The sequence below is a fragment of the Parapedobacter sp. 2B3 genome (genome assembly GCF_041925275.1).
Taxonomy (GTDB): domain Bacteria; phylum Bacteroidota; class Bacteroidia; order Sphingobacteriales; family Sphingobacteriaceae; genus Parapedobacter; species Parapedobacter pyrenivorans_A.
Genome location: NZ_JBHEUZ010000016.1, coordinates 18619 through 31217 on the forward strand (window position 1 = coordinate 18619; position 12599 = coordinate 31217).

The following is a 12599-nucleotide window of genomic DNA, read 5'->3' on the forward strand; positions in this document are numbered from 1 at the left end:
GATGAATGAGTAAAGTAAATCGTAACGATTACCGATTCGGGGGACACGACGTATCGCCCAAAACGTGCGCTCAATACCAGCTGGATCAAGCGATAATGACAAAAACATTAAGAATTACGCATTCACCTTTGGCGGTTGCCAAATTTCCCCGAAGTAGCGGGGTGTAAATAGAGAGATGTACGGAGAGATCGGCTTCGCCAGGTCCGTTGCCCTGATTTCGCCGCTATTGATAGCCTCCCATTGGAACACGGCACCCGAGCCCGTTCCACAGCAATTGCACAGGCAAAAGGGGCCGCATAGATCGGCCGCCGCCGGGTGGTCGTGACTGCCCTGTTGAGCCGCAAGGGTTTCTTTCGCATAGCTATCGGCACACGGCATTAGAAATACCGCCAACATGTACAGTGCCAATATGGGAGCAAATATCCTCATGTATCGGACCAAAGGTAATAAAAATACATTATCGGGTGCGCATCTTCGTCCGCTTTCCCCACTTCCTGTTATACCAAATGAAAAAGCCGGTAACGGGTAAGGACGCACAAACCAGCGAAGCGATAAACATGAGGATTTTGCCACCCATACCCATAAACGATCCCACATGCAGGTCGAAATTCATGGCCCTGATCTTTTCCCCACTATTGAGGTCGGCCGTACCGTAGCTCGACAGGAAGTTGCCTGAACTCCGGTCGTAATACGCCCATTCAAAGTGGTAGGTACGGCTTTTCACCTTGCGCACCTGGAAATCAAACGGCGCCGTATCCTTATCGCGGAACCGCATAGAAATCATATCGGCGTCGGGATGGACCGCCAATACATGGGCAAACGCTTGATCCATGGGAACACCCGAAGTTACCTGTTGTGCCTGCGACAGCGGCACTTCCCGCACCACCTTGGCCCGGCCGCCGCTGAATACGAAATAAAAAGAATCGGCCACCCATTGAAAGGAAAACACCAAGCCCGTAAGGGCGAGGATAAGTGCCGGTACAAGCAGATAAAACCCCCATACGTTGTGCAGGTCATAGTTGAGCCGCTTGGTTCTCGCACGCCACTTCACCGTAAAACTTCGGCGGAGTGCTTTGGGGCTCCATTTTTTTGGCCACCAAAGGACTAGTCCACTGATAAGTAACAACACGAAGATCAACGTCGAATACGCCACGATGGGTTGGCCGATCTTATGGCCAAGCAACAAGTGGGTGTGCAGCGCCAATACGATCTGGAAGAACTCGCGGTTGGTATTTTCAACATGGATCACCGCTGCGGTATAGGGATCTACATACACCCGGAAGTTGTAACGGAAATAATCCCAATGGCCAATGCCATCGGGATTAATATCCAACGCCCTAAAGACCCAGCTTCGATCGCGGGCCGGCTGGAAGTCGCACCTGCTTACCGCATAATCCGGCCCCAGCGCATCCTGTACGTTGGTAAGCATTTCCGAAACCGGCCTGAACGCTGCCTGCTGCGGTTGCACGAACAACCGTTCGTGGTAGGCCAACGCTTTAAACTCATCGATAAATACATAGACGCACCCTGTGATGCTCACCACGAAAACAACCAGCCCCGTCAGTAATCCCAACCACAGGTGCAGCCACGCATTCAACCGGCTCAACATCCCCATGCGATCAGAACGAATAGGCGATGTTCAGGTTGGCCTTTGCCCCATTGCCCATGGCATACCGGACCCCGCTGGCATTATACTGGCTGTAAAACGGGAAGTAATCTTTATTAAACAGGTTTTCCACTCCCAAGCTGACCAACACCGCACGATTTACCTGGTAGGAACCACTGAAATTAAACAAGCTGACTGCCTTTACAGGCCCTTGCGCCGTGGCATACGTACCATCGGGTTTGGGGTCAAACCGATCGCGGCTTCCGTTGTAGATCCAGAACAACTGGAGATTCAACCGGTCTACCGGTACGTATTGCACAAAGGCGGTAGCACGCGGCGGCGCGATACGCGCATAGCCGAGGTATGTTTTGCTGCCATCCTCATTTTCAGATTTACCCTCCACGTAGGCATACGTTGCACCCAATGACCACCGGTGGGTCAGGCGCGCATCCGCCGTCAACTCATACCCATATACCCGCTCCGGCGCACGGGCCGGCAATAGGGTACCGTGCTCGTTGGCCACCAGATTCGCCCCCAGTTCGGAGGTACTCACGTAGTATGCTCCCGTCAGATGGAACACCGAGAACCGGCTGCTTGCCCCCACTTCGTAATTGTTGGTGATGATGGGGTCGGTCTGCAACTGCTGCAACGTATTCTGGTCGGCCGCGCGGACAATGCGGCCAAGCTCGTTGAGGCCGAAAGCCTGCGAGAAACTCACAAACGGATTAAATGCCGGAAACTGCGTATAGCGCAGGCCCGCATTGAACATCGTGGCGCTGTAGTCGATCGTGCCACCGGTTACAGCGATGCTCCCTTCTCCATTCGGCCCCTTGGCCAACGTTTGGAAATCAGCAATCTTCACCGAAGCATTCTCATACCGGAGTCCGCCCTTGAAAATCAGGTGTTCAAAAAAGTCCGCCTTGACCTGTAAGTATGGCGCAATGTTGGTCATATCCATGTTGGGTATATATATCCGCCCATCAAGCAGCGGTTGACTGGTCACATCTCCCAACAGGTCGAGGCCATAGGTTACGCTTCCCTTTACAACGCTGCTGTTCCACGGTGTATAAAGGTTCAGCCGGATACCCCTTTTCTTCGAACTGATCTGCGTCTGCCCTGGTCCGTACCAACCATTGGCCTGCGCTACGTAGCGATTGGTAGATAGGAAACGGTTGAAATACCCCGTCAGTTCGAGCGATGAGCCGAACGGCAGCGCTTCCTGGCGATACGTCAGGAACGCATTGTGGTTTTGCGGGGTACCGGAAGGCGCTCCCGGATCATCGCCCTTGATACCCACCGCTGGGCGCACACCATACTCACCTGCTACGTTGATGTAATCACTTTCCTGCAAACTCCGGAAAAAGCTATAGGCCGCACTGATGCTGGCAGCGGGAGTAAACCGGTAAATCGCTTTCGCAAAGAGGTTGGTCGAAGCCGACTGCGACAAGCCATCCTCCTGCGCCAAGATATTCCCCTCACCATCCTTGAAAACCCCCAGGTAATTGTGCGTACCGCTTACCGCATAGGAAAATTTATCCAGCGTCCCATCAAACGACTGCGAAAAGCGGTAGCCTACCGAATTGGCCGGATGGAACGGGTGCGCATTGGTACCTACCGTGGTACGGCCGCCGATCTTCCGATCGGAGCCCGGCGTTTTGGTGATGTAATTGATGATACCCCCACCGGAGCCATTGCCGTAGATGGAGGTAGCGCCTTTGATGATTTCCACGCGTTCGATGATCGCCGGATCGAGTGAGCGGATATCCCGGTTGCCATTCATCAATGGGGTAGACTGCGGCACCCCATCGATTAGCACGAGCACACTGCGCCCCCGGAGTGTCTGCCCCGAATTCGTCGCCTTGTTGGTCGACGGGCCGAGCCCCGGCACCGTATAACCCAGAATTTCGCTGATGGAATTGTTGATGTTCACCTGTTGCTCGATGGTCGCCGCACTCAATACCGTCACCGAAGAAGGTACCTCATCGATGCTTTCCGGCATCCGGCTAGCGGTGACCACCACTTCCGAAAGCTGTCCCTGCTGCTGCAGGGTCACGACCAGGTCAGTCGTCTGCTGCGCCCCCACCGTTACTTGTTCCGTTTGGGGTTGATACCCCACCGCCGAGGTGCGCAGCGAATAGCGCCCCACCTCCATGTCGGCCAGTTTAAACCGGCCTTCGCCGTCGGTCTGCACACTGGCATACCCAGGTATGCCCACCGTTGCATAGGCTGCGGGTGCACCGTCGGGCGTCTGCACCCGGCCCGATATCGAACCTTTGCCGCGTGAAGCCTGGATCAGGATCTGGTTACCCCGGCTACGCGCAGCGATGATGCCATCACCCAGCAGTTGCTGCAGCGCATCGGCCACCGTCACGCCAGCAAATCGGAGGTCTACCGTCCGATCCAGGTCTAAGCCCGTATTGCTATAAGAAAACGAACAATCAGCCGCATCACCGATGCGGTTTAGCGCTTCAGCCAGCGAGATTCCGGTCGCCTGCACCGATATACGGCGATCCAATGGGTTGTTTTGGGCGATTAAAGGCAAGGCATAGAGGCATACCAAAACAAAGGCCAGCGCCATTCGTGCACGTAGGTTAATATTCATATTTTTGTAACGTATACTGGTTAAATTAAACAATTAGTGTATTAGAAAATTATAAGCTCCTTTTCCGATAGGCGATAATGGAATTGCATGACGAAGGCCAGGTCGTCCATCACCGTTTTCAGCGGCGCCTGTGCAAACGACCCCGTAAATGTCATGGTTTTCAGGTCGGGTCGCTCGATGGTGACCGAAACGCCATACCACCGCTGCAGTCGGACGGCTATTTCAGCCAATCGATGGTTGTTGAACACCAGTCGCCCTTCTTTCCACGCGAGCCGATTGCGCGGGATCTCAGCGATCGGCACCAGTGTGCCCGATTTCGCCCAACGCGCTCCCTGCCCAGCGTTCACGATGCGTGTGTCATCGCTGCTTTTTACCTCGAAACGCACTTTACCCGCCTCCACCAGCAACGTATGCGATTCGTCGGGATAAGCCGTCAGGTTGAATGCCGTGCCAAGTACCTCGGTAGTGGTATTTCCCGCGTCAACGACAAATGGCCTGTTCGCATCATGTGCAACGGCGAAGAACCCCTCGCCCACCAACTTCACCAAGCGAGTCCCTTCACCAAACACCTCCGGATATTCCAAGCGGCTACCACCGTTCAGGTGCACCAGGGTTCCATCATTCAGCGTCAGTTGGGCCTTCCTGCCGGGCGGTACGTCAAGTACGCTGAGCGGCACGGCCTCGGGTACGGCTTCATCGTTGCCCACTGGCCAAAGGAATAGGATTATGGCGACCACCGCCGCTGCGCCGGAAAGCAGGACTGCCGGTAGCCATCGTCGTTTTGCCGGGTGGCTCAGGTTTCCTGCTGCTTGCCCCCCTTCCACGGGCAGCCGGCTTTCCATGTCAGTCCACAACCGCGTCAGCTCATCGCCATCGCGCCTAAGCTGCGGTGGCTCAAACGCCTCCATTTCCTCGTCTGCCAACCAGCGTTCCACGGCTTCACGTTCAGCGGCCGTGCACTGCCCCAGGTGGTACTTTTCAATCAGTTGCGGAGTTACGTTTATCATCGCGTTCTGTAGTCATTAACGGATGATGGCAATCTTTTCCTAATGCCTAATGAAAAAAATCAGCTATTGCCAAATTTGGTGATTTCGCCCCGGATAAGGTGAACGGCTTTGTATAAATGGTACTCTACGGTCTTTTCTGAAATACCGAGGCGTACCGCGATCTCCGGCTTACTGAGTTCTTCTTCGTAAGCCAGCCGGTATACTTCCTGGCATCTGCACGGCAATGCCGCAATGAAGCGGCTGATCCCCGCCGTCAATTCGTTGTAATACACCGTATCTTCCGTATCGCAGCAAGCCCGGCAATCGTGTACTTGGCACTGATCCAGGTGCCGTTTCACGGAAGCACAATGCCTGTGAAAATCAAAGATCTTGCGTTTCGCCGCACGGGTCAGGTACTTGATGACCCCCCCATCCACCGGGCCGATATCTTCCCGCCGTTCCCACACTGCCAAAAAAATATCGTGGACCACCTCCTCGGCCAAGCAAAGGTCTTGCATGTGGTGATAGCAATAGTCGCGTAGCTGGATTGCATATAACCGGTACAGCGCCTCGAATCGCTTCCGGTCAATCGGTTGAGGTATATTTGCCGCTGTGTCACCTGTCATAGCGGAGGCAAATATATAATTATTTAGATTAATTTTAAATAACAAGCCCAATCAATTTTCGCCCCTCCGGCTTCGGAATACCAGTTTAGGCATTTAACTACCTGTAGCTGGTCATCAAAAAATCTTCCGAGAATCTCGTCTTTTCATAGATACCCTTCCCCATCGCCGATGCTTGCAGCGTAATGCGCTTTTTACCCCCGTCGGCGCACGGTTCAATAATACCGCCATCACCTCTTCCGGCACCCCCCGTTTCCGGAAGGCGGGTATAATCCCCATGCCATGGATGCCGACGGTATTCCCGTTTCGAAGGTGATGGCGGTACCGATGGCTTCCTCGCCGATGTAGACCGAGTAATAGCCAATCTGGTGCATGGTTTGGATAACCGTTTGGGCGGCGAGCTCGCCGTTGCCGTCAATCAATGCTCTGTAGCGCTGGTACCTGCAAAGGCAGTACACAAAAATAGGGTTAATAGGCAAGTTGACAAAAACCGAAACGGCATTACTTTTTCCAACAGAATATTGAAAATATAAAAATCAAACTTATCTTTACTCCATAACGAAAAAAAGTCATTCGATAACACGCACTTATTCAATTCAACCATCAACCGATGACGACAATCAACCGCTCCTTAAAAATTGCGCTATGGCCACTTTTGGTTGTGCTGGCCGTTATACCGGTGCTTAGCCAGCCACGCAGCAATTATACGTTACTTTGGCAAATCAATGGAAATGGATCGAAAGCCCCGTCCTACCTGTTTGGTTCGGCACACGTCAAAGACAATCGGGCATTCCAATTCAGCGACTCGGTGATGCTAGCCTTGGATGCCTGCGATCTATTCGCCTTGGAACTCCATCCCGATTCAGCGGTCCGGGCGGCACTAGCCTATCGCCAAAAAATAAAGCTGCATCCGAAGAACCACCAACTGACTTCAGAGCAGGCGGCCGAGGTAATCAAACGATATGAGGCGGAATATGGACATACGCCAGATTCATCTATTTTGAACAACCCGCTTCTGATTGAACACCTGATGCGGCCCGTCGCTTCGAAGCCCGACGACCGGATAAGCACTGTGGACACGTATCTTTTGGGTATCGCGCTCACGCGGCATAAGCATCTACGCGGCCTTGAACATATCGATGATTTATCAACGCGGTTCGGTGCTGACAAATCACTCTCGGGCCTGTTTACTGACGACAAGGGCACCCACGATGCCATGCTGGAAGAGGTGCTTTCCGCTTATGGTACGGGTGATTTGGATAAACTATGGCGTGTAATCGGACGCTATGCGACAGCCGACACAACCCTCAAACGCCGAAACGTAGAAATGACCGAAAGCATCATTCAATTGATGGACGAAGGCTCTCTTTTTGCTGTCGCCGGCGTTGCCCATTTACCCGGTGAACAGGGGATTATTGCTCTATTACGGAATGCCGGATTTACCGTGCGGCCTGTGGAAGCTACATTTACAGGTCTAGCAGGCCAGTATGCGGTAGACGTTTCGGCAATGCGCTGGCATCCGGTTAAGGATAGCATCTACGCTTATCAGATAGACCTGCCGCCTGGCCACTTTCATTATGAACGATCAGGTCTTTCTAGCTCACTCCAATATATGGACCTTATCAACGCTTCGGAACTACATGTTTCAACGCGGATCGTAGGCCCTGCCGGCACGATAGACGCCGACGAGTATTTGGAACAAGAGCTAGACCGCTATGTTGCCACGAAAAAAGTGTCTTTGTTAAAACGCCGTTTCTTTAAAAAAAATGGCATCCCAGCACTTGAAATGGAGATGCGGGTAGGGCGAAACTATGAACGGGCACAGGTATTCATCCGCGATAACATTCAATACACACTCAGCCTGTTATATACGTCAGAAAAGGTCGACCCCGCCCTCCCATCGCGTTTTTTTGATTCATTCGCCTTATTACCGTTCGCACCGCACGATACCCCTCAGGCGATTTTCAAACATCCGGTGGGTGCATTTGAAATACGGTTTCCCACGATACCGGAAAAAACAGTGTCCGAACTGGAAAACCCCAATTTCCCCAATCATGAGCCACTTAAGCTACACCTCTTTTCGGCTTTCGACCGGGAAAAGCATGCACTATATGTGGTACGCTACAGTGATTTCCCAACGGGAATGTACCTGATGAACAAAGAAATAGCCATCGACGGCCTTATCCAGCATGCCGTGGGATTAGGCGAACTGATAGGCACAACCAACGAAGTGGTTCGGGCCGGTCTGGTTGGAAAGGCGGCCGCTATCAAAAGCAAGGACGGCGGCCTCGTTGACATGGAGGTGTTTACCCGCGGCAATCGCGTGTACCTATTGATGCGAAACAGTATTTCTGGCATTCGCCCGGTCAATGACGATCATTTTTTCAGTTCGTTCAACATCCTTCCTATCGAGCCGACAACCTTTCATCCGTATGCGCTGGCCGCAGTCGCTACCGAGGTGCCCGGCACGCCCGTCATCCAACCAGCCGACCCCGATGACACCAGCCCTATCATCACCACTTCGCAATCCGCATACACCTTCGATCCAAATTCGGGCACGGTATACGGCATGGAGAACTTAATCTTCGCTGCCTTTGCCAAATTCGATGTCGACACGTTTTACAGTGACATCATCAATAATATGTTAGACGACGACGATGCCATCGTGGAAGACCTCGATATCATTATCGACGGGCAACCCGGCAAAGAATACCACACTGAACGCGCCGTGGCAGGTACGGGAAATCGTATACGCATGTGGGTAAGCGGCGATACTTTCATCATACTCCAAGCGTTGGGCAGCCGAGCGCATATTCATGGCTCCGAAACGGATCGATTTTTTGACAAAGCGTACGCTACACCAAACAACCCCAGCTTTGACGCGCACACCTCGAAAGCAGCAGCTATCATCCGTGATTTGCGGAGTGCTGACACTGCAGCACAATCGCAAGCACACCAAGCCCTCCACTATTACTACACTTTCGATAGTACCGAGGTTGTGTACCTACGCGAAGCGCTTGGCTATTCGTACGCCGATGATGATTCGGTCTCCCAAAATACCAGACGGCAGTTAATCAGCGAGTTAGCCACCCTTCGGGATCGGGAATCTGCGCCCGCACTGCAAGGTCTATTTGACGACGATAGCACATCCGGTCCAATCAAGGCCGCTGTGCTTGAACACATCACCACGTTGGATTCAACAACGTTTGATTGGTATTTCAATACCTTAACAACCAATCCCCCCACCGAACCAAATTGGAACTACGCGCTCTTATCCCCGCTTTACGATTCGCTATCGTATGTTGCCCAACATTTTGAGCAGCTGGCACCGCTGCTGGATGTGGATCATTACCGGCCTTATATCCTTTCGCTCGCGACATCCATGGTACATGCGGACACGCTGGCCAGCCGGCGGTTATCGAACGCTGCAAAGGTCCACCTCACCCAACATGCGCTGTCCGATCTGGACACCTTTCTGAACCAACTCGGGCAGACCGATGTCTATCCGAATTACGGCGCAATGTATAGCTACCTTAACCTCCTACCCGAGTTTGGTACTGCGGCGTCGGTTCAAGCCTTTACAACTCCGTTATTAACATTGGAAGATAACATCCAGTTGCAAGCGTCAGCCGTGGCTGCATGCATCCGAACTGGCATTAGGGTAACCGATGAAATTTTGTACGCACGTCTGGATGACTTGAGCACGAGACGCGAAATCCTTACGGCATTCCACCGCGTCGGTCAGCTAGATCAGGTACCCGTCGTCTACTTTACCAACGAGGCGATAGCTGCCCTCTCGCTGTTCGACTATGCCGTCAACTACTATGACTATCCCGAAAGCGCCAATTTGTTGGGGCTGTTGAGCCAAGGAGAAGATTCGTACTATGCCATGGAGTGGACATGGTTGGACTACGAAGGCAACGTTTTGCGTTATATCGGGATATGTAAGTCCACAGATCTGGCCTTTACCGACGGACAATTTGAATTGTATCCGTGTTACTCAGACTTCGAGGAGGTCGAGCTAGAAACCGATTGGAAAGCATATGCCGAAAAGCTCATTGCGCTGATGCTTGACGCAGGATAAGGCTTTCCTGCCTTCTTAGCCGACCGGCAGTCGTCAATGATCTGCCTTACTGGTATGCAGCGGTATCATCCGGAATTTCTTACCCAGCAGGCTGATCAAACTGTCGGGCGGTATCGGCGAAGCGGCCTTAAAATCGATATCTACCAACGCGTCGTCGACGTACCACATACCGGGTGTTCCAATCCGGTCCACGATGTGCTGCAATGTCGCCTGGCGCACATGCACCGTATCGATGCCCGCCTCCTGCCCGTAAATACGAATGTGTTCAGGCCGCTCCGAAAATGCATATTGGGTAACGTTCACGCAGTTGGAAAGACCAATTTGCACCTGCAATTAAAGAAATTCCAGGGTTTAGATGGAATCCTTCTGGCTCCTCTTTTAAAAAAATCCTGTATCTTTAGTGGCAAATAACAGCAACATGGGACTATTTGATAAACTCCGGAACGAATTTATCGACATCATCGATTGGGTCGATGAGCACAAGGACACCCTCGTGTGGAAATTTCCGCGCTATCAAAATGAAATCAAGATGAACGCCAAGCTCACCGTGCGCGAGTCGCAGGTGGCGGTATTTCTCAATGAAGGCACCATCGCCGATGTATTCATGCCGGGCATGTATACACTCACTACACAAAACATGCCGATCCTCTCTACCCTCAAGGGATGGAAATACGGGTTCGACAGCCCCTTTAAAGCGGATGTGTTTTTCGTGAGCACCCGGCAGTTCACCAACCAGAAGTGGGGAACGAAAAATCCGATCATGCTGCGCGACGAGGAGTTCGGTCCGGTGCGGTTGCGGGCCTTTGGTAGCTACGCCTTCCGTGTGCAAGACGCCGGCCTTTTCCTGAAAACCATCGCCGCAACGAACCCCACATTCGTGGTGGACGATATCAACGAACAGCTGCGCAACCTGGCGGTCTCCCGCTGCATGGACGCCGTTGCCGAATCAAAAATACCCGTCCTGGACCTGGCGGCAAACTATGACGAGGTATCGCAGTTCATCACGGATAAGATCAAGCCCGAATTTGCGGAGCTGGGCTTGGAACTGACCAAATTCCTCATCGAAAACATCTCACTGCCTGCAGAGGTCGAAGCGGCGTTAGACAAAAGAAGCAGCATGGGCATCGTGGGCAACCTGGGGGCCTATGCGCAGTTCCAGGCAGCCAATGCCATGGAAAAGAGCGCCGAGAACCCCGCCAGTGGCGGCATCATGGGGGCCGGCATGGGGGCCGGTTTCGGGGCAGCCATCGGCGGGCAGCTGGGCAATGTGTTCCAGCAGAACACGGCGCAGGGAAGCACACCTCCCCCCACGGCCGGTGCGACAACACCGCCGCCCATCCCCGCGCCCCCCGCATACTATGTGGCCGTCAACGGCCAGCAAACAGGCCCCTTTCCACTCAGCGAGATCCAATCGCGTATCGCTGCCGGCACGATCGTCCGCGACACGCTGGTCTGGACAACGGGTATGGCCGGTTGGTCCGCCGCAGGCGGGGTAGACACCCTCGACATGCTATTCGGACAGACACCTCCACCGTTGCCCGGCGAGTAAGCGCCCCGCGGAAACGAATCACCTACGTCCGTGGAAACGAAAAATGCCGACATCAACGATACGCTGAAGTGCAGAAGCTGCGGCGCAATACTACACTTCGCGCCCGGTACCACCCAGCTGCGCTGCGATTACTGCGGCGCTGCCAATGACATCGCCCCCACCGAACCGGCGGAAATCCGGTCGTTCGACTATGCCGAGTTCATCCAGTCCGATGGCCTGCCGCCAGCGGATACGGTGGAAGCCGACGTGGTGCAATGCGGCAACTGCGGGGCGCACACTACGCTGCCCAACGGGGTGACCAGCGACTCGTGTGGATTTTGTGGCTCGCCGTTAGTGATGGCCAACGCACAGCATAGGCAACTCCTGAAACCGCACTACGTGCTCCCCTTCCTATTTGACAGCCGCGAGGCGGAACGACGCTTCCACCAATGGATTGGCAGGCTTTGGTTCGCTCCCAATGCGCTGATCAAAAACGTAAAGCAAATCCGTCGCGACCACTTCAAGGGCACCTACCTTCCCCATTGGGCCTATGACACCGAGACGACGACCGCCTACAACGGTCAGTGCGGTATCTACTATTATGTAAGTGAATCGTATACCACCACCGAAAACGGCCGCACGGTACAGCGCACGCGCCAAGTACGGCATACCCGCTGGCACTCGGTTTCGGGCCGGGTGCATTGTTCCTTCAAAGACGTGCTCGTGCTGGCCAGCCACAGCCTCTCACGAAAAGTGGCCGACCGGCTGGAGCCCTGGCAGCTAGCCCGCATGCAACCCTTTGACGAGCGGTACCTGAGCGGCTTCCGGGCAGAGACCTATGCGGTCGACGCCCGCGCGGGCCTGGAACTGGCCAAGCAAAAGATGCACCCCACCATCGTGATTGCCATCCGCCGGGACATCGGAGGCGACGAGCAGCACATCGAATACCAGCAAAGCGACTATACCGATATCCGGCTCAAATACAACCTGTTGCCTATCTGGATATCCGCCTTCACCTTCAAAAAGAAAATCTACCAGATCGCGGTCAATGCGAGCACCGGCGAGGTGATTGGCGAGCGCCCGTACAGCGTCGCCAAAATCATCCTGGCTGTTGTTGGTGGCATCATCCTCGTGGTTATTGTTTTCTTGCTCCTGCAGGGCATTTGACCG

At 53.7% G+C, this 12599-nt stretch carries 10 protein-coding genes; 3 read left to right on the top strand and 7 right to left on the bottom strand.

The features are described 5' to 3' along the window. Positions 1-114: 114 nt before the first annotated feature. From ACEVG1_RS16585 to ACEVG1_RS16610, 6 genes are all read right to left on the bottom strand, one after another. A complete protein-coding gene (locus ACEVG1_RS16585) occupies positions 115-429 on the bottom strand; it encodes a DUF6660 family protein (protein WP_374744841.1) in 315 nt (104 codons plus the stop codon). A gap of 28 nt (positions 430-457) precedes the next feature. Continuing rightward, positions 458-1615, bottom strand: coding sequence for a PepSY-associated TM helix domain-containing protein (locus ACEVG1_RS16590; RefSeq protein WP_374744842.1), 1158 nt, complete (start codon positions 1613-1615; stop codon positions 458-460). Positions 1616-1619: 4 nt separating this feature from the next. Beyond that, a complete protein-coding gene (locus ACEVG1_RS16595) occupies positions 1620-4208 on the bottom strand; it encodes a TonB-dependent receptor domain-containing protein (RefSeq protein WP_374744843.1) in 2589 nt (862 codons plus the stop codon). 41 nt (positions 4209-4249) lie between these two features. Next, on the bottom strand, positions 4250-5215 hold the full coding sequence (locus tag ACEVG1_RS16600; RefSeq protein ID WP_374744844.1) for a FecR domain-containing protein: 966 nt from the start codon (positions 5213-5215) through the stop codon (positions 4250-4252). 59 nt (positions 5216-5274) lie between these two features. Then, positions 5275-5820 (bottom strand): sigma-70 family RNA polymerase sigma factor, encoded by a 546-nt coding sequence (locus tag ACEVG1_RS16605; protein WP_353130307.1) that lies wholly within the window; start codon positions 5818-5820, stop codon positions 5275-5277. Positions 5821-6047: 227 nt separating this feature from the next. Then, complete coding sequence (locus ACEVG1_RS16610; protein WP_374744845.1) at positions 6048-6275, bottom strand: hypothetical protein; 228 nt, start codon at positions 6273-6275, stop codon at positions 6048-6050. Between the two features lie 152 nt (positions 6276-6427). On the opposite strand from ACEVG1_RS16610, the gene ACEVG1_RS16615 reads away from it, so the two are divergent. Next, a complete protein-coding gene (locus tag ACEVG1_RS16615) occupies positions 6428-9901 on the top strand; it encodes a TraB/GumN family protein (RefSeq protein WP_374744846.1) in 3474 nt (1157 codons plus the stop codon). 33 nt (positions 9902-9934) lie between these two features. Here the strand turns inward: ACEVG1_RS16615 and ACEVG1_RS16620 are convergent, their stop codons facing one another. Beyond that, positions 9935-10204 (bottom strand): hypothetical protein, encoded by a 270-nt coding sequence (locus ACEVG1_RS16620; protein ID WP_374744847.1) that lies wholly within the window; start codon positions 10202-10204, stop codon positions 9935-9937. Positions 10205-10319: 115 nt separating this feature from the next. Here ACEVG1_RS16620 and ACEVG1_RS16625 point away from each other — a divergent pair, with 115 nt between their 5' ends. Both ACEVG1_RS16625 and ACEVG1_RS16630 read left to right on the top strand, forming a co-directional pair. Continuing rightward, on the top strand, positions 10320-11450 hold the full coding sequence (locus ACEVG1_RS16625; protein WP_374744848.1) for an SPFH domain-containing protein: 1131 nt from the start codon (positions 10320-10322) through the stop codon (positions 11448-11450). A gap of 30 nt (positions 11451-11480) precedes the next feature. Further along, positions 11481-12596 carry a hypothetical protein gene (locus tag ACEVG1_RS16630; protein ID WP_374744849.1) on the top strand — a complete coding sequence of 372 codons (1116 nt, stop codon included), beginning with the start codon at positions 11481-11483 and terminating at the stop codon, positions 12594-12596. Positions 12597-12599: the final 3 nt, after the last annotated feature.